Genomic DNA, 22,518 nt, shown 5'->3' with positions numbered 1-22,518 from the left:
CAGAATCTGCCGCCTATGACCGAGATTGCCGACCTGCATGATCGGTAGCTGCCATCCAATTCGGCTAATCATCTGAAATATCAGGTCTATTTGGTTTGGCATGGATGATGCTCACTCGTTCGCGGACGCAGCGGCGTCGTTACATAACGTCGATCACCAAAGAGGTTACAGTATGGGCATCTACGGCGCACTCAACAATGCAGTATCTGGCCTGCAAGCACAGTCTTTTGCGCTCGAGCAAATCTCCGGCAACATCGCGAACTCGCAGACCGTTGGATACAAGCGCTCCGAGACCAGTTTCGTCGACATGATCAATGAGTCGACGTCCACGCAGCAGGCGCCCGGTGGAGTCTCAGCCAGTACGCGTGCCACCAATGACGTTCAGGGGGCTTTGCAGATGTCCTCGGTGGAGACCTTCATGGCCATCAGTGGTGATGGTTACTTTGTGGTTTCCCAAGCACTTGGTGAGCTCGACGGTGAGCTGAACTTCGATACCACTGACGTGTACACCCGCCGTGGTGATTTTCAGCTTGATCGCAATGGCTATCTGGTCAACGGATCCGGTTATTTTCTTCAAGGCCTTGAGATTGATCCGGCCACCGGCAACGCAGCCGGTTCGGTTCCTGGGCCAGTACGTATTGAAAACGATTTTCTCCCCGCCCAGGCAACCAGCCAAATCAATTACGAGTTGAACCTTGCGCGCTTCCCTTTGACCTCGCGGGCCGATCCTGCCATCCCTGGGTCAGAACTGCTTGATCCTACGCAGTTTCAGAACGATCCAACTGTTGTTCCGGCGACCGCGACCGATGGTTTCATCCGTGGTGATGATGTGACCGTTTTCCTTGAAAGCAGCATCGCCGGTGGAGCAACCACCGTTTATGACGCAGCTGGCGCGCCAGTGAATGTCCAGTTTCGGTGGGCCAAGATCGATTCGGCCGCTAGTGGCGGTGTCGATAGCTGGCAGCTCTATTACCTCAGCGATTCCACGGCGACCGGCGCTGCACCTGCCTGGCGTAACACGGGCTCGACGTACACTTTCGCTGCGGATGGCACGCTGACCGCCCCGACAACCGATCCGACAATCAACTTCAACGTGGGTGGCAGTGTTGTCAGCAACGTTCGGCTGCGCCACGACACGACCGGCGTCACGCAGTTTTCTGATCCAAGTGGTAACGCTCAGCTGACCGATTTGAGCCAGAACGGCTTTGCCGCTGGTGAACTTGTTGGCGTCGCCGTTTCAGAATCTGGCCGACTTGTCGCAACCTATGCCAACGGTCAGGTTGCTGACGTGGCAGAGGTCGCCGTAGTCACTTTCAATGGCGACTCCGCCTTGAAAAAGCTTGATGGCGGCGCGTTTCAAGCTACGCGCGAATCTGGCGATGCCATTTTGGTTGATGCATCCGGGGTAACGGGTGGGGCACTGGAGATGTCGAACGTCGATATCTCGGACGAGTTCACCAAACTGATCGTGACTCAGCAGGCCTACTCGGCATCAACCCGGATCGTCACAGTTTCTGATGAGATGATGCAGGAAGCGCTCGGAATGGTCCGCTAAGGGATCGTTTCGGACGCTGAAGGGGTAGTGTAATGAGTATCTCGGGCGCCTTAAATGCTTCGTTGACTGGCTTGCGAACCACGCAAGCTCATCTCGATGTGTTGGCGACGAATGTCGCGAACGTCGATACGCCGGGCTACACGCGTAAAGAGCTCTCTCAAAGCGCGTCCGTTGCCGACGGCGTAGCTTTTGGGGTACGGACCGAAGCCCTCGACCGGCAGTTGGACACGTTACTTCAGCGCCAGATCCGGTCAGAACTTGGCGCGACGGGATACACGGATACGCTTGCTGGTTATCACCAGCGATTGGATACTCTGTTAGGGGTACCAGGTTCCGCCAGCTCGTTCGATACGCTCGTTGCAAACTTCTCCACGAGCCTGACCGGGTTGGGGGACAATCCCGCATCGTTCACGGCACAACAGGCCGTTCTCACCGATGCATCCGTCTTGGCCAATTCGCTGAACGCCATGAGCGACGATGTTCAGTCCATGCGCACACAGGCCGAGCAGGGTATCGCCAATACGGTTGCCACGATCAACGATCAACTGCAGGAACTTGAGCGGGTGAACGCCAGCATTTTATCGTTTGGTACAGAGGATCGAATTCCACCCGATCTTCTTGATCAACGTGATCTGGCAATCGATGCCCTTGCGCAAAACATCGACATCACCGTTTTACCCGGCCAGGATGGTTCAGTATCGGTCTACACCACCTCAGGTGTGGCGCTTTTCGATGGAACCGCAGCAATTCTGCGTTTCGATCAAGCTGGTCAGCTGTCCGCCGCGTCGCAATACTCCAGTACGCCCTCGGAGCGCTCGGTTGGTACGGTATCGATCGGGGTCGGTGGCAACTCGATTGACATGATCGCGAGCGGATCGATCCGTTCGGGAACCCTCGCGGCTTTCATTGAGATGCGTGATGAGGTGCTGCCGGAAATGCAAGCGCGACTGGATGAGTTTGCCAGTCAGATGGCGCTTGCCATGTCCACGCGCCCTGCGGGCCCTTCGGTCCCGCTTGACCCGCCGGTCGCTGGCTCGGCGGGCTTGCAGATTGATCTTACCGGCATCCAGCCGGGTAACGCCGTTTCCCTGACCTACGACGATGCCGTGGCAGGGCCTGGACAAGAACTGACTTTAATTCATGTGACGGACCCCGCGCTTTTGCCGCTTGGCGGTGATGCTACCGCGGAGCCGAACGATCGCGTCATCGGGGTGGACCTGACCGATCCCGCTGCCGTTAATGCGGCGCTTGCGGCCGCTGGTATTGCAATCACCACCGCACCTGGTGCGGGGGGGACAACCCAGTTCATTGATGATGGGGTGGCGGCACAGGTGGACATTACAGCGGTGACGGCCACGCTATCTGTGACCGGGCTCCAGTCCGGGAACCCGGCTTTGCCACTTTTCACCGATGGTGCGCTCGCAAACTCCTTCTACACACAGTCTTTTGATGAGGTTGAGCAGAAAACCGGTTTCGCTTCGCGCATCCGGGTGAATGCGGCGATTTCGGATGACCCGACACTGTTAAGCCAGTTTTCGCCGACAACCCCGTCGGCCGATCCTACACGCGCGGATTTTCTGGCCAATGCTTTTCGAGAGACACCCGTCACCGTCTCCGCCGGCACCGGAATTGGTTCTGAAGACACGCCATTGTCTCTCACACTTGAACAATTGGCGCGCGAGATCGTGAGCGTGACCGGTCGGCAGGCAGAAAGCGCAGAACGTGCGAGAGAGGGACAGGCGCTGGTAACGAACGGTCTACTGGCGCGTCAGAACGATGAATCCGGTGTCAACATCGATGCTGAGATGGCTCGTCTAACCGAATTGCAGACCGTCTATGCCGCCAATGCGCAGGTGCTCAATGCGGCGCGCGAAATGATTGATCAGTTACTGGCGATCTAAAGGAGGCTGTCTTGACCATCAACTCCGTCTCAAGAAACTCGGCGAACACCGATCTGCTGCTATCCATGCGCGCAGAGCTGGACGTGCTGCAACGACAGTTGGGCACTGGCCAACGCGCGCAAAGCTACGCCGAACTTGGCGAAAGTCGTCTGACCTCGATCAACACGCGCGCCGAGCTTGCGTCCATTGATGCATACCAGCAGACAATCGGGCGCACCGAAGTGACGCTGTCGATCATGTCGGATACCCTTTCGCGTCTCGATGACCTCGCGCTCGAGGTTAAGGAGGAAGCGCTAACAACTTCGCTTGCGCTCGATGATGGCGTGCGCACCGCTGCACAAATTGCGACTGGCTACCGCATGGAAGACATGGTCGCGATGCTCAACACGGATATCGATGGTCGGTATCTGTTTTCCGGCCTTTCGGCAGATACGGAGCCGGTCGCGCCGCCAGATGTCATCCTCGATGGCGAGGGCGGGCAAGCCGGGCTGCGTCAGGTCATGGCCGAACGGCTGGAAGCCGATCTTGGCGGTACCCTTGCGGACAGCCCTTTGAGCGGGCGGCTGGCCCTCGGTGTTGGGGGTACAACGGTTTCCCTCGCTGATACCGCGTCCGGGCCGTTTGGTTTCGCGCTCGATGTCGCTTCAGGAGCATCCTCAAGTTCTCCAAATCTGACGACAGCGGTGCTGCCTGGCCCCCCGGCCAGCCTGGATTTGACAGTTACCGGCAGCATTGATGTCGGCGAAACCGTTCGCTTCACGCTCAGTTTGCCCGATGGGACAACGGAAAACGTTACGCTGATGGCAGCGGAAACGCGGCAGCCCGGTGACCGTAGTTTTGTTGTCGATGGCGATAATCTCGTGACCGCCGCCAACATACAGGCGGCGCTTGAGGACGTTATTGACGAGCTTGCGCGCACGGAGCTTGCGGCGGCCTCAGCCGAGGAAGCTGGCAAGGACTTTTTCGACAACGATCCACCACTGCGGGTTGATCCAGATCCGGCGCTGGGACTGGCCGGTGCCAGTGCTCAAGTCGCAGATCCTGCTGGTACGGTCAGCTGGTACCGCGGGGAGGACGGGCCTGTCGATGCACGTCTGACGGCAACAGCGCGGATCGACGATGGTCAGCAGGTCCGCTATGGCGCGCGAGCCAATGAAGATGCGCTGCGGACGATACTTCGTGAAACCGCAGTCTTCACCGCGTTCGATTTCTCCTTGGCCGATGATGCCGGCACTGATCGGTATCAGGCCATGGCTGGGCGGACGCGCGACAACCTCGATGATCCTACCGGCGGTACCTTACCGCGCGCTATCAATGTGGAAGTCGGGACAGCGGGGTCGCTTCTGGCGTCCACAGATGAGCGTTTGACGTCAACACGAGCGCTCTTGCAGACGATTTTGGACGACACCGATGGTGTGAGCCAGGAAGAGGTTGCTACCCGCATCCTCAACCTCCAAACACGTCTCGAAGCAAGCTACAGCGTGACGGCTATCCTGCAGGATCTGTCGCTGGTCAACTTCCTGCGCTGATGTAGGCTACGGCCACAACTTCCCGCCGCCACATATAAAAAGCCCGGCTCCAAGATGGCCGGGCTTCGGTCTAGTGGCGAATTAAGACTGAAGCTGTCAGGCGCTTGACTGCACCTGTGCCGAAGGCGTCGATGCGGTTGAGCTTGAAGCCACAGTGCTCGCCTCAGATGTCTGCCCCTCGACCGAAACGCCGCGCAGGCCCAAGGCGATCTGCTGATTGATGGAGATCAGCGAAGAGAGCAGGCTGGGCTCCTTCTTTGTCTGCACCTTCAGCGTCTGGTTAAAGACAAACAGACCGAGATTCATAATATTCTGGGCAATCGGTCGGGGTAGGGGGCTATCTTCAGCTGAAACGGCATCCATGAACACCGCCCACAAGCGACGATTGTAGAACAAGGCGTCGTTTGCCGTGTCCTTCAGATCGTCCCAATTATCCTGAATGGTCTGCAGCTGGGCGGCGGATTTCATAAGAAGCTTAGCTTCCAACTCCCGCGGATTGACCGTTTCCTGGGCTGTCTTTCCATACGCCGCTACCGCCGAATTCTGCATGACCGAGCCGTTCCTCTTCGTGTGAAATCAAAGCTTTAGCTTCTCTCAAAGCTTTGTAGAGTTCGCCGGTTAAGATTTTATTATTTATGCGCTCAACAATTGCCGCAGATGACGGGGCAGCCTTGAGGTAATCCCCAAGCAGCTCAACAAATGCATCTGCGTGATTATCGACGTTGCCGTCGAGGTACATCAGCTGGACGGTGAGGTAGACGCGCTTGGCCGGCGTGTTGGCCGTCTCTGGCGTCAAAATGTCCTTTTCGCGCAGGATCGGGCTTTTGCCGTCGATGAAAAGGCGCGTGCGCTGTTTGTCATTGGTGATGACGCAGTCGCCGATAATGATGCGCTCGCCGGGCTTCAATTCAACCTTAAGGGCCATGCTCTTGCTCCTTTCTGGGGCAGGGATCGCAGATATGCGATGCGCCGAATTCTTCGAACGCACGGATACGCTAGTGGAAACTGTTAAATTTCCGGTAAGCGCCCACAAAAAAGGGCGGAGCCGAAGCCCCGCCCTCTCGTCTGGCTGCTTGATCCGTTCTTAGAACAGACGCAGCACGTTCTGGTCGGACTGCGTCGCCAGGGACAGAGCTGTGGTAGACAGCGTCTGACGGGTCTGGAGAGCAGTCAGGTTCGCACCTTCCTCGTTCGAGTCGGCCAGCGTCAGGTTGGCAGCACCGGTTTCGAGGGTGTTGATCATGTCGTTCGTGAAGTTTTCACGGGTTTCCACAACCGACAGGTTCGAACCAAACTTCGACGACTGCGAACGAAGCGTATTGATAACGTTGTCGAGCGTGTCGAGCGTGTTCTCAATGTTCGAATCGTTCTGGAAGAAGTTTGTGTTCAAGCGCGACAGACCGAGGCTTGAGGAGTCAAAGTTGACGCCATCAATGTCCAAGGTCGATGAGCCGTCCTCGTTGAAGATCACCTGAAGGTCATCGCCATTGAGAAGGTTCACACCGTTGAAGCCTGAGTCTTCCGCCAGTTCATCGATCTGGATAAGCAGCTCGTTGTACTGACCGCGAAGTTCCGAACGCTCGGTGGACGACGTGGTCTCCGAGGTTGGGTTGTTCACGGTTGGAAGGCCAAAAGCTTCTGCAATCGAAGCCTGTGCACCACCACCACGGTTGGTTGTAACCGTGATGTCTTCGGTGCCGTTGGTTGCTTCAATGCTGATCGCACCAGTTGTGCCATCGATTTCAGCGCGGCCACCGGCCAGGTTGCCCAGAGCGTCTTCAAGCTCCTGAAGGGAGTTGACCTGGCTTTCACCCGTGCCGAACGTGATGTTCAGCGCGTTGTTGGTGCCGACCTGTAGGCTCAGGGTGTCACCTTGCGTGAGGTTGGTACCATCAAGCAGGCTGTTGGACTGACCATTGAACAGGTTGCCCACACGAGCATCTTCCAGACCGAAAGCTGCACGTGCATTGGAAGAGCCACCTATTTCGATGGTGTCACCGGCATTGTCCGCGGTGATGTTGATTTCACCATCGCCATCAACCGAAGCAGCACCACCGGCGAGATCTTCCAAGGCAGCATTCAGCTTACCAATGGTGTCGATCTCGTTGGCACCGGTCCCGAAAGTCAGGGCCAGTGTCGTGGAGTTGCCAACCTTGATGCTCAGCACATCACCCTGATCGGGGCCGTTTGCCTGCGAGAGCAGGTTTTCGGCGCCGGCCGTGGTGGTAATTGTGCCTGCATCAAAGACGTCAACGTCCGCACCGCCATCATCGCCCGCCACATCGAAGTCGAGGAAGGAGTTGAGGTCAGCCGTGCTGGACTGGAAGGTGATGTCGTCGGATGCGTTGTTCGAATCCGAGGTCGTCACCGTGATAGCGCCAGCGCCGGTGTAGGACGACTGGACGCCACTGATGGCGTTCAAGGCGTCGTTAAGGCCTGCCTTGGTGCTGATTTCGCCAGGACCCGAACCAATGGTCAGGGTCGTTGGCGTTGCATTACCGAGCGCAACATCAACAGTTGCCGAGCCACGCGCAGCAATTTCTGCACCGAATGCAGCGTTGCGAGCGAGCAAGCGGTCACCAGTGTCGCCACCGGTAGCCGCAACATCGATACCTTCACCATTCAGACCAAGTTTGGTCAGCGTACCACCATTGGTGGTGTTATCGCTGAGTTCAACGGTATCAACGTCAGCAGAGAAGGAGAATGTCAGATCATCCGTACCTGCAACCGTCACTCCGGAGCCGGAGAGAAGCGTGTTGAAGGCAGCAGTCAAATCGTTGACATTCTGGTCGACACCGATGGTTACATCGAAGCCATTGACGCTATCGCCGGTACGGGCAGCGCCCGCAGCAGTCGATGCGTCAAAGCTCAGAGTGTAATCTGTGCCATTGACGTTCAATGTGATGGAATCGGTGGCAACAAGCGCGGGACCATCTGTACCGGTGTCGGACAACAGTCCGGCACCATCAGTAGCGCCGGTATCCAAGTCGCCGGTCGTGATAGCCGCAATGTTGGCCGTATCATCGGCGACAGAAAGGAAATCGATCGACGCCGAAGCATCAGCCGACAGGTTGTTGAGGTTGTCACCCTGAACAGAAGACAGGGAGGCCGGGTTGAAGCTTGCGGACGTGAGGCCCTCAATCTTCGACTCGGTTACTTCACCCGGAGCCTGAAGCGCCTGACGCGCAGAGGCCTGGGCAGATTCGACCAACGTTGTGATAGCGGAAATTCCGTTATCGGCCGCTTCCAGCGTCTGAGTGGCATTTGAAATGCCATCCAGAAGACGGGAGAGGTCACCGGCACGGCCATTCAAGGACGATGCGGTGAAGAAGTTGGTCGGATTGTCCAGCGCAGAGTTGACCTCCAAGCCGGTCGCCAGGCGTTCCTGGGTCTGGGCGAGCAAGTCAGCTGTGTTCTGGAGAGAGAGAAGGTTCGAACGAACCGCACTCGAGAGAGTGATATCAGACATTGTATTTTCCCTTCTAGGATACAGTACTCAATACGCTTCTTCCTGAAACGTGCTACGGACGTTGCCAGTGGCGGTTGAAGGGAGCGTTAATGCGCCGGCTCAAATTTGAGCGTTTTGCGATCTATTTTCGAAAAGCCGCGCTATGATTTCCGACCGGTTAAAACACAAAAACGCCAGATACTTTGGCCTGACGTTACGGACTTAAAAGCTGCAGCTTCAGTGGTGTGGATATCTACAAGATCGTTCGCTTAATCGACCCTGTGCCTTGAAGTGCGGCATATTTTTCCAGTGCGCGCTGTTTGAGTGTCGCATTGTTCGGGAACTGATTGATCAGCTCTCCCGACGACATGTCGAGCGTCTGCAACACAACGGACCCTGTAGCAGCGTGCGTCTTAACTTCGGTTTCCGACATCGATACAATCGCTGGCGACGCTTCGGCAACGCGCTCGGCCACTGTACGTTCATTTTCCTTTGCGTCGCTGTCGCGCGCAGTTCCACTGTCTTCGGTTTTATCTGTCTCGGGGACCGACTTGACCTTCGGCAATTCTGTTTCGCTCGCGCCCTCGCGTTGTTTGGGCTCAGGTATCGGCGCGAGGGGCAAAGCGCCCGGTGGCGGCCGTGTTTCCATCTCCGTGTCCTCGTACACACTACAAAGGGACATGTCTCAGTGTGAATCAGACTAGCACAGCCACGTGAATCGAATCTTAAGGGTTTGGTTAGATTTACCGCAGGTGGGTAAGCGACCGGGCCCGACCTAAAGTGATCGATCGATCGTTAAAGACGATGTCTGCCGGGGGCGGCACATCGCGCCGTTGGCACCATAAGACTTCGGCGTTTTCGTCGTGGCTGCCTGTTTTGCGAGACGGGAAAGCAGCTGCTCGGAGACTGCCTTGGCCGTAGACACCGCGGCAAGGTTTCGTTGCAGCGTATGCTGAAATTGCGCATTCAGCTTCCGAAGATCGTCCAGGCGAACCGGCACGAACCGTGACAGGGTATCCCGATTTGCCTGCACGTCCTGCAGAGCGTGACGATAAGCAAGCATTAGATCGGACTTGGCGTCATCAATCAGATGCCCCTTGCCGTAGGCTCCTTTGTGAATGGCTTCAGTTTCTCGGTCTAAAACCTGCATCAATGACACGATGAGGCCGTACAGCCTCTCCGCGAAGTCTGACGCCTGCGCGCGGTCGGTGATCATGTCATGCGGACTGGCTTGATTGCTCACGGCGCTGCCTCCCGGTTACCCGTTTCCTGAATGCGGAGCAATTCAGCGCGGACTTGGTCCGCAATGCCAATGCCGCCAGCGGCTGCCATCTCTTTGGCGTACTGTTCTACGAGGACGCCCCGCCACATCTGCTCGCCCGACCCACCGCCAAACGGTGCAGGGGTCTCGATGCTCTCAAAGACCGGCTTGAGAAGAGCGGTCAGCATCACAGCTTCGAATTCTTCGGCAGCATCGTCGACCGACATGCGATTGGTCGCTGCCTGTGTTAGGCTGCTGGCATTCGGCGATAAGAGGCTGGTCGCAGCAGTTTCGATCACGCTCTAAGTCCTCACATCAGTTCGATTTCTGCTTGCAGAGCACCAGCCGCTTTGATGGCGTGCAGAATTGCTATGAGGTCGCGGGGACCAATGCCCAAAGCGTTTAGTCCATCGACCAACTCATGCAGCGTTACCGATTGCTCAACAATGCCGAGTTGGGTCGTCTCGCTTTCGTCGACGTCGATAGCTGTTCGCGGCAAGACCAACGTTTCCCCTCCATCCGCAAACGGTTGGGCCTGCGAGGCTTGCGGTGTCTCTGTGATGGTGACGGTAAGATTGCCCTGGGCAATGGCGACCGTTGAAACGCGAACCTCTCGGCCAAGAACGATGATACCAGAACTCTCGTCGATGACGATGCGCGCGGCCTGATCGGGTTCGACAATCAGCTGCTCGATGTCCGTCAGAAGCTCGACCATCGACGTTTGGTAGTTTTGCGGCAGCGTCAGGCGTACCGTCCCGGGGTCTGTGCTGACGGCAAGTTCCTCACCAATCAGGGCGTTGATAGCGAGCGCCATCCTGCGCGCTGTGGTCAGATCGGGATTGCGCAAAGCGAGGCGGATTGAATCCATCTCGGCGAGGTCAAAAAAGACCTCTCTTTCAACCAAGGCGCCATTTGCGATACGCCCTGTGGTGGGAACGCCGCGGGTTATTGATGCACCAGCGCCTTCTGCGGCAAAGCCCGCGATCGCGACCGGGCCTTGCGCGATTGCGTAGACTTCGCCATCGGCGCCCAGCAGAGGCGTGACCAGGAGCGTCCCACCCTGCAGGCTATCGGCGTCACCAAGCGCCGAGACCGTAACGTCAATTCGTGTGCCTTGCGTTGCGAAAGGCGGGAGGTTCGCCGTGACCATGACGGCGGCCACATTTGCGGTGCGCAGCTCGTCTCCGGGCGTATTGACCCCCAAACGCTCCAGCATCGCCTGGAGGCTCTGCCGGGTGAACGGAGCATTATTGAGCGTGTCACCGGAGCCATTGAGCCCGACAACAAGGCCGTAACCAACGAGCTGGTTTTCGCGAACGCCTTCGAAGTTTGCGATGTCCTTGATGCGCGACGATGCGGCTACCGGCACAACCAGTAGAGCCGATAGAAAGACAATCAGCGGGATTGCCGAAAGGTATTGGAAGCGTCGAGTTTGCATCATCACAGATTGGCCTGTTGCTACGCGGCTGAAACTCCCAGTGAGCTCATGCCCTGGTCGTCATTCAAGTGGTGTGCCAAACATCCAAGTGGTGTGCCAAACATCGCCTTGGGCCTAAATCAATGATATATCATGATATTTTTGGAATGCGTGACCTTGATACACGCGGTTCCAGATAAGCCTTGGCCACCACTTGCCGGGTGATGGGCTAATTATGCCGGGCAGTTAAGTTCGCGTTAACCATACTGACGCACCTGTTGAACTTGGTATTCAACGAGGACAGCCATGCGGATCGAGGGGCCAAAAGGGCCAGCTGCAAGCACGAAAAAGCGGGTATCGCCTTCGGGCGGTGGTTTCTCGCTGGCATCGGGCGCTGAAAGCCAGTCTACGGATTCAGCACAAACGACCGCTGCCCCATCGAAGGTGGCGCACATGGACGCTCTGCTGGCGCTTCAGTCCGTTGATGATAATGGCGACCAGCTTCGGCGAGCTGTTCAAAAAGGTCACGATCTTCTCGATCAACTCGAAGCGTTGCGCGCAGACTTGCTCGGGGGCAAGGTCTCACCGAATCGCTTACGCGCGCTGGTCGGACTGTTGAACGCGCCCGACAGGATCGATGATCCAAAGTTGGCAGCGATTATTGACGATATTGCGCTGCGAGCGCGTGTCGAACTGGCCAAGATTGGCCAAGATTGAGCCCGATTGTTGCAGCAAGCGATTGCTTGTGCATCGAAATCGCCTCTGCACCAGCGTGTCGCATAACGTTTGCTTGTTCGACTAACGTTGATCGCGTATAGGCTCCATCACCAAAGGTCAGCAACCAATGGAGCGTGGGTGATGTTGGACCTCGAACACGATTATCGGCCGTCGGATGACGAGCCATTCATGAACGAGGCGCAGCGAAAGTATTTTCGGCAAAAGCTGCTGGCTTGGAAGGATGAAATCCTCACAGAAGCCCGCGGCACCCTGGCCACAATGCAGGATCAGAATCTCAACCACCCTGATTTGACGGATCGGGCGTCATCCGAGACGGATCGTTCGATTGAGTTGCGCGCTCGCGACCGGCAACGCAAGCTGATATCCAAAATAGATGCCGCCCTCCGCCGGATAGACGAGGGAACCTATGGCTATTGCGAGGAGACCGGAGAGCCAATCGGTCTCAAACGGCTGGATGCACGCCCGATCGCCACTTTGTCTCTCGAGGCTCAAGAGCGCCATGAACGTCGCGAAAAAGTGTACCGCGACGATTGATTACGGCGCGTCGGCAGCCTGAATTACGCACTAATCAAAACGGCATCAGGATATCGAACAGTTGTTGTCCGTAACGCGGCTGTTGCACATCGGTTATCTGGCCGCGTCCGCCATAAGCAATGCGCGCTTCAGCAATCTTCGATGAATCAATTGTGTTGCTCGCATCGATGTCCTCAGGGCGCACGACTCCAGCGACGATCAATTCACGCACTTCGAAATTCACTCTGACTTCCTGTCGACCTTCGATAACAAGGTTCCCGTTCGGCAAGATCTGCGTCACCACGGCTGCGACCGTGGTTGTCAGGCGTTCAGATCGGTTCACCGAACCTTCGCCGTTCGCGTTCGATCCCGACTCAAAATTGGCGATTGCTTGCGGCGTGGACCCACTTGGCAAAATCCGGTCCAGCTGCGTACCGATCACACCTCCGCCACCGGCATCTTCGGACGCTGAGCGCGAGCGGGCTGTCTGATTGGCGATTTGCGCCGAGTCGGTGATGTCCACGCGCACGGTCAACAAATCGCCGACCCGCGCGGCTCTTTGATCATTGAAAAACGAGCGCGCACCGGATCGCCAAAGGCTGTTGGGGCTGTAGGTTGCGACAACAGGTTCGGGCATGGGCATCGAAACCGGCTGGTAGCCTGGCTGTGTTGTGGGGTTTGCAATTGCCGAGAGAGGCGGCTGTTCGCCGATTGTCCCTATCCGGTCAGCAGCAGAGCACCCTATAAGGGCGATGCTGACGGTCGTAAGAAGGACAGCGCGGAAAGCAGAGTTGGTTGAGCGACGGAATGTGGATTTGTTCTTCATTGTGATTGCTCCGGAGCGACGGCTGCAATTTGGTCGAGCGCACCGACGACTTGGACGATCCCGCGCCCGGTGACGATCCCGCGCACAACGCGGCCCGACTGCAAATTCGTCACATCGACTGCTTGTCCTTCTGCGCCGTCATCAAGCGCACGCGCACGAACACTGAGAGCAAGTGCACCCTGGCGATAAATGAGGGTGACGAGGTCCTGCCGGCTGACCAGAGCTGGCGCATCAATGTCGTCTCGGTTGATTGGCACGCCTGCTCGCAAGGAGCGCGTCGCGGCCTGGCCGATCAAGTCAGCCTCATGAAGAACTGTTGGGATACCGGCGACGCGGGCATACGGAACCGCCGACAAGCGCACGTCGCCTTGGTTGATTGTTGCACCGCGGGCTATCGGTCGGGCCAAGACTGGAACCTCCACCTGGTGGCTTGCCCGACCCTCAATGCGCGTGATTTCCGCCCCGTTGGGTCCGCGAATAACAGCCAGAAAACCACTGTTTCGCCGCCCTGGAGGAACAACGAGGTTGGCGCTCAGTTCATCAACGCCTCTTGCACCGATCATCTGTTGCTGAACACGGGAATTGGCGAGTGTGAAGTCAAAGCGCCCGAAGCCATGCAGGGTTTCCAGGTGAGATTGCAGAGCATCGTCTATCAGTTCGCGGACCAAAGCGTCGTCCAATCGCAACCCCGACCGCACAACATCAACGGATCGCAGACCTGCAAGGTCAAATGTGTTCATACCCGCGGTCTCTGCGGCTTCGGCGATGGCCGAAGCGGTCACCTGGCCTCGGGTGCCTGGGGCGGGTGCGCGGAAGACGGCGGTCTCCGCGTGCTGCCCGGCGTGATCGAAAAGATCGCCGAGCGTTACTAAGTCGGAATTGACCTCTACGCTCGATTTCAGAAGCGGCTCGCTCTGGGCATAAGCCGAGCCGAGCGTAACGAAGAAAAACAAAAGGGCGAACAGCAAACGGACCATGGTGTTCAGCTACTCCCGCTAGCGCATCATCTGAGAGGTGTTGGAGAGCATCTCATCGGCCGCTCGCACGACCCGCGCGTTCATTTCATATGCTCGTTGCGCCGCAATGAGGTCCGAAATCTCGGTGACCGAATTGACGTTGGCGATTTCAACATATCCCTGACGAAGGGAGCCAAAGCCCTCATCTCCGGGGTTTCCGGTGAGGGCGTTGCCGCTCGAGGGTGTTTCGACGAACAAATTATCGCCAACGGCCTGTAAACCACTTCTGTTGATAAACCGTGCGAGTTCGAGCCGACCAATATTCTGGCCGTTCGTATTGTTTCCGGTAAAAACCTGGACCGTTCCATCTGCCGCGATCGTGATCTCTCGGGCGTTTTGGGGAATGGTGATGCCCGGTGAAACGGTGAAACCGTCGGCTGTCACGATTGTGCCTGTGGCGTCTCTTTCGAATGTCCCCGCTCGTGTATAGGCGGTGCTGCCATCAGGCATCTGAACCTGAAAGAAGCCGTCACCCGAGATGGCAATATCCAAGTCCTTATCGGTTGGCTGGATGGAGCCTTGGGTCATGATGCGTGGTGTGGCGGCAGTCATCACGCCTGATCCGATCTGGACGCCAGATGGGACGATCGTGCCTTCCTGTGAGGTCTCGGCACCCACTCGACGCAGGCTTTGGTAAAGAAGGTCTTGGAACTCGGCGCGCTGCTTCTTGAAGCCAGCGGTCCGCATGTTGGCGATGTTGTTCGAGATGACCTCGACATTCAGCTCTTGAGCCATCATGCCGGTAGACGCGATATAGAGCGCTTGCATGGTGAAAGTTCCCGGTTAAGCGTTGAGACGGCCAAGCAGGCGGATCGCCTCTTGCCGCATGGAGTCAGACTGGCGCAGCATGTTCGACTGCATTTCATAAGCGCGTTGAACCTCGACGAGACGGGCCATTTCTCTGACCGGCTGGACATTTGAGGCCTCCAAGAAGCCTTGGGTGACGCGGACGGTGGGATCGACCTCAGGTTCTTCCGGAGCGTCAAAGAGGTTGGTTCCGACCTTGGTCAATTCCTGTTCGTTGGGGAACGACACGAGCTGCAGCACACCGCGTGTGCCGCCGGATGTGTTGACCTGCCCGGTCCGTGTTACCGTGATATCGCTGTCATTGGTGTTGAATAGGATCGGGATGCCGCCCAGAGAGATCACGGGGAAGCCTTGCATCGTCGCAAGCTGACCCTGGTCGTTGATTTGGAGCGCGCCGTTGCGCGTGTAGCGCAGGCCCTGTGGCGTCTCCACGGTGAGATAGCCACCGGGGGACAGCGCCAAATCGAGAGCGTTCCCGGTCGGCCTCTGAGCGCCCGGATCAAGATCGCGGTACGTCGCCCAATCCTGGACGAATGCAACGTCTTGATCGAGGCGGCGAAAGCTCGTCGCCTCGGCTTTCGGCATCATATAGTCTTCGAAAGCGACCCGTTCGGCTTGGAAGCCGGTTGTGTTCAAGTTGGCCATGTTGTTGGCGATGACATCCAACTCTCGCCTCAAGGCAACCTCGCGGGACAGTGCAACCAGCTGGGAGTTCATCATCGAGCCGATTCCTTATTGAGATACCTGCCGGGGCAGGGGCGCTTCGCGGGTGGCAGGCGCCATAGTTGGTAACGGGCAACGACCACATAGCGGTCATTGATGGCGTATACTGTGCAGGTGCCGTGCCATTCAAAAAAAGAACATCAAATCAATATCTTAGGAATCTACTCTTCTCGATCGGCCAGTTGTAGAGGTGCGTTTTTCGGGCAAGGCGAGGTCGCGCCCGGCAAATCTGACCGACCTGTCAACGCTTCGTTAACCGTCCGACCCCAATGGTCGTGCAGCCACTGTTCATTTGGTGGCTCCACCTCCAACGGGACCCTATTTCCATGGCAAACGTCGATACTGCAGACGAGACCGCTGAGGCTGCCGAGGTCTCAGAAGAGGCCGCCGCAGCAGAGCCTGGAGCTGGTAAGCGGCGTTTCTCGACGAAAATGATGATAATTGCGGGCGCTGTTGGCCTAATCACGTTGGTTGGAGGTGGTGCGGGCGCCGCTTATTTTCTTGGTTGGTTCGGCGGTCAGTCCGCAGAGGAGGTTGCGCTTGAGCAAGCCCAGGAGCCGGTCTTCTATTTCGATCTGCCTGAGATCACCGTCAATTTGGCTAACGCTGAGCAGCGGGCGCAGTATCTGCGCATTCTTGTGGCGCTTGAAATGGGCGATGAGAACGTACGGGCGGTTATTCAGCCCAATCTGCCGAGGGTTCTTGACGTCTTTCAAACTTACCTGCGCGAGTTACGGGTCTCAGACCTTGAAGGGTCAGCAGGGCTGTTTCGTCTGAAACATGAGCTGCAAAGGCGCATAAACCTCGCGATTTATCCCGCCGAGATTGACGCCGTGCTGTTCCGCGAAATCATCGTGCAGTAGAGGTCGACGCTGTGATCAACGAAGACGAAGATTTCGATGACGCCGACGACATGGCTGCCCAATGGGCGGCGATGTTGGATGATGAAGAAGAAGAAGAAGCGGATCCGCAGCAAAAGGGTGCGGACCGCATCCTTAACCAGGACGAAATCGACAATCTGCTCGGGTTTAATGCCGGAGACGGCCTTGATACCGAGACCTCCGGTGTGCGCGCCATTATCAATTCGGCATTGGTTTCCTATGAACGGCTGCCGATGCTGGAGATTGTCTTTGACCGTCTCGTTCGTTTGACAACCACCAGCTTACGGAACTTTACCTCCGATAATGTCGAGGTGTCGCTTGATGGCATAACATCCGTGCGGTTTGGGGATTACCTGAACTCGATCCCGCTGCCTGCGATCTTGAGCGTGTTCAAGGCGGAGGAGTGGGACAATTTCGGGCTGATCACGGTCGACTCCAGTTTGATCTATTCCGTTATCGATGTCCTGTTGGGCGGTCGCCGGGCATCGTCATCCCTACGCGTTGAGGGCCGGCCTTACACGACAATTGAAATGAACCTTGTGCGGCGCATGGTCGAGGTGATCATCGCCGACGCCGAAGCAGCGTTTGCGCCACTGTCCAAAGTCAATTTTTCCGTCGACCGGTTGGAGACCAATCCGCGTTTCGCAACCATTTGCAGGCCTGCAAATGCAGCAATTCTCGTCGAGATGCGGGTCGACATGGAAGATCGCGGCGGCAAGGTCGAGCTCCTCTTACCTTACGCCACCATCGAGCCGATCCGTGAACTGCTTCTGCAGATGTTCATGGGTGAGAAGTTTGGCCGCGACTCGATCTGGGAAGGCCACCTTGCGACTGAGATACATGCAGCTAACGTTGGCGTGGATGCCGTTCTGTTCGAGCAGGCAATGCCGTTGTCCCGGGTCATGAAGTTCGAGGTTGGTCAAACCCTCAGCTTCGACACCGACCCGACCGACCCGATCCTTCTCAAGTGCGGCGAGACAGTTCTGACTGAGGGTCAACTGGGCCAGAGGGACCGCACGGTCTCTGTCCGGGTGACCAAGCCACTGAGAAGACCCAAAACAACCCTCGCGTCTTTTGAAACCAACGATGCGTCCACAAATGCAATGGAGTCGTGACGATGAATATGCCGTTGAGCCTGGTAATCGAGGGTCTTGTGGCTGCTCTTCTCGTTATTACAATAGGTTACTGTGTTTTGCTCAATAAGCGCTTGAAGCGTTTGCGTGCTGATGAGGAGTCGCTCCGGGCAACCATTGCCGAACTGCTGACAGCAACTGAAATCGCCGAGCGCGCCATTCATGGCCTCAGAGCGGCGTCTGCGGAGTGCGACGCAAATCTTGGGGGTCGGATCACGCAGGCCACCGCGCTGTCGGATGAATTGTCATCCAAGCTGACGGCTGCAGATGCCGTTGTTCAGCGTATTGGCAAGCTTGCGGCAGCAAGCCGATCACCGGCGCCCGCAATGGCCTCGGGCGCAACAGCTCCCGCTTCAGGGCGTCCGGTCGCCTCCGCAACCAAGGCAAGCCAGCGGCTCGATAGTGCGGCGCGCACGCTGCAAGAGCGGCTGCAGCGTGCGGTCTGACGTCCGCACCGAAGTGGGGGTTGGACCACCATGCGCTCCATCCGTTTGATACCAATGGTGATCGTTGCCGCAGCGATGTTGCTCGGCTTGAAGACGCTAAACCTGATTAGCGGAGCGGCTGGGCTATCCGGTGTGGAGCTTGTTCAAGCGCAGGAGCAGGCAGAAGCGGACGCGTCCGCTGAAGGCGGTGGGGATATGGCAGACAATGTTGCTGCCGCAATACAAGCAGCCCGTGATGCTCGGGCGCGAGAGACTGATCAAACCGAGATTCCGCTCGAAACCTCTCGTGACTTGCTTCTGGAGCGGTTGGGTGAGCGGCGGGAAGCCATCGAACAGCGCGAGCAGGATCTCGATATTCGGGAGCAACTGCTTGAAGCGGCAGAGCGTCGTTTGGAAGAGCGGATTGCCGAGCTAGCCGCATTGGAAGAGCGTGTCACGTCCGCCATTGAAGCCGATGAGGCTAGAGAAAACGAAGAGATCGGCCGGTTGGTGCAGGTCTATGGCGCCATGCGCGCCAAAGATGCCGCGGCGATATTTGACGTTCTCGACTTACCGATCTTGCTGGAAGTTGCGCAGGCTATGAACCCGCGGAAAATGGCCGACATCTTGGGCAACATGAACCCTGAAGCCGCGCGCCGTTTGACCATTGCTATGGCAGGTGATCGCCGCCCTATGAATGCCCCCGAAGAGGCCGCAGGTATGGAGCTACCTCAAATAGAAGGCGTACCAATCCAGTAAGCGCTTTTTAAGGCCACCAGCTTACGGTGCAAAGCCGGAGGCCTTCCAAGTCAATGCTGTACCAGCTTCTCGTATCTAGATTGTTTGCTGCGCACGTTTTGAGGTGCGCCTTTTTCGTTTGCATCGTGTTTGCAGCGCTTGGCTCGCCTGTGGTGCAGGCGCAAGGTCTTACAGCCGAGGCCGTCGCGCAGCGAGAGGAGAGTTTTGGCCGCCTCCAGCTGACTTTTGCCGACCGTTTGGATCTACCGCCGCACGAGATCGAGGTCGAGAACGGTGTTCTTCGGGTGGTTTTTGAACAGCCGGTCGATACCGATATCCGCGACGCGATCCGTGTCTTATCAGACTTTGTCACGATCGCCCGGCGTGACCCAGACGGTCGGGCGTTGCGCCTCGGCCTCGCCAGATCTGTGCGCATCAACACGATGGAAGCTGGGGAAACACTCTTCATCGATTTTCTTCCCAGCAATTGGCAGGGCTTTCCACCGCCGCTCCCGCAAGAGGTGGTTCAGCGTCTGGCTGATCGTGCCGAAGAAGCGGCGCGCGAAGCGGCGATCGAAGAACGCCAGAGGCTGCTTGGGGAACTCCAGCCTGAAGTTTCGTTGCGCGTCGGAAGTGCGCCTACCTTCACACGTTACTCGTTTGATTGGTCTGTCCCCTTCGATGTGGACGTGACCCAGTCCGGCTCTACGCTGGAGGTCGTCTTCGGCTATGATGTGCCGATCGATCTTTCGGCTGCGCTAATCGATCAACCCGCCGAGCTCGAAGACATTTCGGCAGAGCGGGATGGGTTGGAGCTCGCGATCACGTTTGAAGTGGCGCCAGGATCACGCGTGCGTTGGTTCGAGGACGACCTGAGCTTTGTCGTCGATCTGGATCGAGAGGAGGCGGCTAGGCCGAGAACCGACTCTGAGGCGATCGCCGAAGCACTCGAAGCGCTTGTGCCTGATAGCGCCGATGCAAACGCTGCGCGTTTCGAAGCGACCGTCGAGCGGGAGCTAGAAACGATAACACAGCCAAGCGAAGACGCAGTCGCACAGGTCCAGGCAGGGGCTCCGCAACTGAGCACTCTGGAACCTGGCGAAAGGGTCGACCGCGATAGCATAAGTGTTGTCCCGCCATCTCCTGGTGACGATGACAGTTTGGCAAGCGCTGCGGCTGCTCGGCCCCCGGAGGTGTCCGGTCAGCAGACCCAGATCGACGTGCATGACAGCGTCATCGCCAACCTTCGAACTGACGATGATCTTTACGTCTTAACCTTGCCGTTTATCGCCCCGACGCCAGCGGCGATCTTTGAACGAGCGGGTGTTCTCACGCTTGCTTTTGAGACGGATTCGAGAATTGACCTGACACCTATCCAAGCCGAGCTCTCGCCAATCGCTGAAAGCATTGCGCCGACCCGGCTTCCAGGCGCGTATATGATCAATATCCGGCTTCGCCAGGATTTGATGGTGTCAGCTGAACCGTCCGAAAACCGTTGGATCATTTCATTTGGGCCGCAAGTCGAGTTTCCTCCACAGCCATTGGATATCAACCGTGGCACCTATCCTGATGGTCGAGCTTTCGCAGAGGTTCTTGCCCAAGGACTGGGAACGCCGCTCCATGTAACGCACCCGGAGGTCCGAGACCGTTTGGTGCTCATCCCGGTGAGTGCCCCCACACGGGCGGTTCTTGCGACGCAATCCTTGGTCGACTTCGAGGTCTTGAGTTCTGCCAGTGGCATCGTGGTCAGGCCGTTGTCAGAGGACCTAATTGTTGAGGTTGAACCTGGCCGCGCAGAGATCAGTCGTGAAGGCGGCCTTCGCCTTTCTGAAGTGGGGCTGTCGCTCGGCTCGTTTGGCTTTTCACCGACCGAACGGCTTGGGTACTTTGATATGCGGCGCTTTTTGGGCCAGGGCCCGGGTTCTTTTGAACCCAATTTTGCCACGTATCATAATGAAATTGCGATGCTCGATGGGCTTGAAAAGTCCCGTGCACTTTTGGAGTTCGCGAGATTTCTGCTATCCTTTGAGCTGGGTCAGGAGGCAAATGGCGCCCTTGATATCGCGGTTGATCTCGATCCGTCATTGGAGCACGACCCGTCGTTCCTGATGCTCAAAAGTGCTGCGCTGACCATGGCCGGCCGGTTCGAGCTTGCGCGGCAATTGCTGACATCGCATGCCATGGCAGACTACAGTGACGCAGCGATCTGGAAAGTTCTGACTTTTGCCGGACTTCGCGACTGGCCAGCCGTGAACACGCACTATGAACAGGCTGCTTTGCTGTTCGACGACTACCCAGGTTCAATTGTTACGCAGCTTAGGTTGGCCGGTACCGAAGCGGCGTTTCAGACGCGGGCAGTCGACCTGGCACGAGAGCGATTGTCGCAAATTGATCCGCTGCGTATTGGGGAAGCCGAGCGCGGGATTGTGCATTTACTGGATGCTCAGCTCGCACTCGCAAAGGGTAGGACGGAGGAAGCCATCGCAGGCTTCGAGGCCGTACGCCAGAAGGACCCAGGTCCTGCGGGTGCCGAAGCAACCTTGCATTCTATCGCAGCGCGCTACCGTTCAGGACAAATCGAAGTCGAAGCCGCGATCGAGGAGTTGGAGAACCTCGCTGTTGCCTGGCGTGGCGATGATACCGAAGTTGAAGCACGAAGCCTTCTGGCAGACCTGTATACCGCGCAAGACCAATACTCGGATGCCTTGCTAGCGCTCAAGGGTGTTGTTGTAGCCCAACCCGATCATCCCAAGGCGGCTGACGTTACCGATCGGATGCAAGACATCTTTGTCGATCTTTTTCTGGACGGAAAAGCAGATGCGCTTGATGCTATCGATGCGCTGAGCCTGTTTTATGATTTCCGTGAATTGACGCCCATCGGTCGCCGAGGTGATGAGCTGGTTCGCCGCCTTGTTGGCAGGATGGTCGAACTTGATCTTCTCGATCAGGCAGCAGATCTGCTTGAACATCAGGTCAGCAACCGCCTCTCGGGCGTGGCGCAGGCCCAGGTCTCTGGGGATTTGGCGCTCATCTATCTGATGGATTACCGGCCGGCCGAAGCCGTCGCCGTTCTTCAGCGTTCCCGACTATCGCAAGTCCCAATGGCCATCGAGCGGGGACGCCGTATCATCGAGGCGCGCGCCCTCTCGGAGCTTGGCCGCTATGATCTGGCTCTTGAGGTGCTCCGCTCGCTGGAAGGTGATGATGTTGCCGAGGTTCGCTCCGATATCCTGTGGAATGCTGAGCGCTGGCAGGAGGCTGGCGAACAATTGGAGCGTATGCTTGCTGATCGCTGGGCGGACCGAGTTCCGCTTCTGGATGAAGAGATGCACCACGTGCTCCGCGCAGCCATCGCGTACAGCTTTGCTGGCGAGGACTATGCGCTGCGCCGACTGCGCGCACGTTTTGACCAAAAGATGTCAGACGGCGTGTTTGCCAGCGCATTCGATGTGGTCACGTCGCCTATCTCTGAACGCGGAACGGCGTTTCGCGATATTGCCCGAAGCGTTGCAGGGGTGAACACGCTTTCGAGGTTTCTCGATGACTACCGCGCGGCGTTCACTGCGCCATCCGATCAAGCAATCGATCCCGAGGCATGACCGTGCGC

Annotated in this window: 21 protein-coding genes; 10 read left to right on the top strand and 11 right to left on the bottom strand. The window is 57.4% G+C overall.

The features are described 5' to 3' along the window. Positions 1 to 172: 172 nt before the first annotated feature. Genes AAF739_14590 through AAF739_14580 form a run of 3 tightly spaced genes read left to right on the top strand, consistent with a single transcriptional unit; the run spans position 173 to position 4,985 of the window. Positions 173 to 1,555 (top strand): flagellar hook-basal body complex protein, encoded by a 1,383-nt coding sequence (locus AAF739_14590; protein ID MEM6383897.1) that lies wholly within the window; start codon positions 173 to 175, stop codon positions 1,553 to 1,555. Between the two features lie 32 nt (positions 1,556 to 1,587). Continuing rightward, positions 1,588 to 3,456, top strand: coding sequence for a flagellar hook-associated protein FlgK (gene flgK, locus AAF739_14585; GenBank protein MEM6383896.1), 1,869 nt, complete (start codon positions 1,588 to 1,590; stop codon positions 3,454 to 3,456). 11 nt (positions 3,457 to 3,467) lie between these two features. Further along, complete coding sequence (locus AAF739_14580; protein ID MEM6383895.1) at positions 3,468 to 4,985, top strand: hypothetical protein; 1,518 nt, start codon at positions 3,468 to 3,470, stop codon at positions 4,983 to 4,985. 96 nt (positions 4,986 to 5,081) lie between these two features. On the opposite strand, the gene flaF is transcribed toward AAF739_14580, so the two are convergent. The 7 genes from flaF to AAF739_14545 all read right to left on the bottom strand — a co-directional run bounded on the left by flaF (position 5,082) and on the right by AAF739_14545 (position 11,135). Beyond that, positions 5,082 to 5,534: a flagellar biosynthesis regulator FlaF gene (gene flaF, locus AAF739_14575; protein MEM6383894.1), complete on the bottom strand. Its 453-nt coding sequence runs from the start codon at positions 5,532 to 5,534 to the stop codon at positions 5,082 to 5,084. After that, complete coding sequence (gene flbT, locus AAF739_14570) at positions 5,461 to 5,910, bottom strand: flagellar biosynthesis repressor FlbT (protein MEM6383893.1); 450 nt, start codon at positions 5,908 to 5,910, stop codon at positions 5,461 to 5,463. The genes flaF and flbT overlap by 74 nt, the downstream gene beginning before the upstream one ends. Positions 5,911 to 6,069: 159 nt before the next feature. Beyond that, positions 6,070 to 8,454, bottom strand: coding sequence for a flagellin (locus AAF739_14565; GenBank protein MEM6383892.1), 2,385 nt, complete (start codon positions 8,452 to 8,454; stop codon positions 6,070 to 6,072). Between the two features lie 232 nt (positions 8,455 to 8,686). Beyond that, a complete protein-coding gene (locus AAF739_14560; protein ID MEM6383891.1) occupies positions 8,687 to 9,082 on the bottom strand; it encodes a hypothetical protein in 396 nt (131 codons plus the stop codon). 126 nt (positions 9,083 to 9,208) lie between these two features. After that, positions 9,209 to 9,676 (bottom strand): hypothetical protein, encoded by a 468-nt coding sequence (locus AAF739_14555; protein MEM6383890.1) that lies wholly within the window; start codon positions 9,674 to 9,676, stop codon positions 9,209 to 9,211. After that, positions 9,673 to 9,993: a rod-binding protein gene (locus AAF739_14550; protein ID MEM6383889.1), complete on the bottom strand. Its 321-nt coding sequence runs from the start codon at positions 9,991 to 9,993 to the stop codon at positions 9,673 to 9,675. Before AAF739_14550 ends, AAF739_14555 begins: the two co-directional genes overlap by 4 nt. A gap of 11 nt (positions 9,994 to 10,004) precedes the next feature. Beyond that, on the bottom strand, positions 10,005 to 11,135 hold the full coding sequence (locus tag AAF739_14545) for a flagellar basal body P-ring protein FlgI (protein ID MEM6383888.1): 1,131 nt from the start codon (positions 11,133 to 11,135) through the stop codon (positions 10,005 to 10,007). A gap of 282 nt (positions 11,136 to 11,417) precedes the next feature. Here AAF739_14545 and AAF739_14540 point away from each other — a divergent pair, with 282 nt between their 5' ends. Beyond that, a complete protein-coding gene (locus AAF739_14540; GenBank protein ID MEM6383887.1) occupies positions 11,418 to 11,828 on the top strand; it encodes a flagellar assembly protein FliX in 411 nt (136 codons plus the stop codon). A 141-nt stretch (positions 11,829 to 11,969) separates the two neighbouring features. Continuing rightward, the gene (dksA, locus tag AAF739_14535; GenBank protein MEM6383886.1) at positions 11,970 to 12,383 is read left to right on the top strand and encodes an RNA polymerase-binding protein DksA; all 414 of its coding nucleotides are present in this window, start codon (positions 11,970 to 11,972) and stop codon (positions 12,381 to 12,383) included. A 34-nt stretch (positions 12,384 to 12,417) separates the two neighbouring features. Here dksA and flgH read toward each other — a convergent pair whose 3' ends face one another. The 4 genes from flgH to AAF739_14515 are packed head-to-tail and all read right to left on the bottom strand — an operon-like array spanning position 12,418 to position 15,731. After that, positions 12,418 to 13,188 carry a flagellar basal body L-ring protein FlgH gene (flgH, locus tag AAF739_14530; protein ID MEM6383885.1) on the bottom strand — a complete coding sequence of 257 codons (771 nt, stop codon included), beginning with the start codon at positions 13,186 to 13,188 and terminating at the stop codon, positions 12,418 to 12,420. After that, positions 13,185 to 14,165: a flagellar basal body P-ring formation chaperone FlgA gene (gene flgA, locus AAF739_14525; protein ID MEM6383884.1), complete on the bottom strand. Its 981-nt coding sequence runs from the start codon at positions 14,163 to 14,165 to the stop codon at positions 13,185 to 13,187. Before flgA ends, flgH begins: the two co-directional genes overlap by 4 nt. Positions 14,166 to 14,183: 18 nt before the next feature. Continuing rightward, positions 14,184 to 14,972, bottom strand: a complete 789-nt coding sequence (gene flgG, locus AAF739_14520) for a flagellar basal-body rod protein FlgG (GenBank protein MEM6383883.1) — start codon at positions 14,970 to 14,972, stop codon at positions 14,184 to 14,186. Positions 14,973 to 14,987: 15 nt separating this feature from the next. Then, a complete protein-coding gene (locus tag AAF739_14515) occupies positions 14,988 to 15,731 on the bottom strand; it encodes a flagellar hook-basal body complex protein (protein MEM6383882.1) in 744 nt (247 codons plus the stop codon). Positions 15,732 to 16,060: 329 nt separating this feature from the next. Between AAF739_14515 and AAF739_14510 the strand changes: the two genes are divergently transcribed. The 5 genes from AAF739_14510 to AAF739_14490 all read left to right on the top strand — a co-directional run bounded on the left by AAF739_14510 (position 16,061) and on the right by AAF739_14490 (position 22,510). Further along, positions 16,061 to 16,597: a flagellar basal body-associated FliL family protein gene (locus AAF739_14510; GenBank protein MEM6383881.1), complete on the top strand. Its 537-nt coding sequence runs from the start codon at positions 16,061 to 16,063 to the stop codon at positions 16,595 to 16,597. 11 nt (positions 16,598 to 16,608) lie between these two features. Beyond that, on the top strand, positions 16,609 to 17,730 hold the full coding sequence (gene fliM, locus AAF739_14505; protein MEM6383880.1) for a flagellar motor switch protein FliM: 1,122 nt from the start codon (positions 16,609 to 16,611) through the stop codon (positions 17,728 to 17,730). Between the two features lie 2 nt (positions 17,731 to 17,732). After that, complete coding sequence (locus AAF739_14500) at positions 17,733 to 18,194, top strand: DUF6468 domain-containing protein (GenBank protein MEM6383879.1); 462 nt, start codon at positions 17,733 to 17,735, stop codon at positions 18,192 to 18,194. Between the two features lie 30 nt (positions 18,195 to 18,224). Next, on the top strand, positions 18,225 to 18,932 hold the full coding sequence (locus AAF739_14495; GenBank protein MEM6383878.1) for a hypothetical protein: 708 nt from the start codon (positions 18,225 to 18,227) through the stop codon (positions 18,930 to 18,932). A gap of 125 nt (positions 18,933 to 19,057) precedes the next feature. Next, a complete protein-coding gene (locus AAF739_14490) occupies positions 19,058 to 22,510 on the top strand; it encodes a hypothetical protein (protein MEM6383877.1) in 3,453 nt (1,150 codons plus the stop codon). The last annotated feature ends 8 nt before the right edge of the window (positions 22,511 to 22,518 follow it).

The sequence above is a fragment of the Pseudomonadota bacterium genome (assembly GCA_039024915.1).
GTDB lineage: Bacteria > Pseudomonadota > Alphaproteobacteria > Rhizobiales > MH13 > MH13.
The sequence above is the reverse complement of the archived record's forward strand: the minus strand, read 5'-3'. Positions and strand labels throughout refer to the sequence as shown.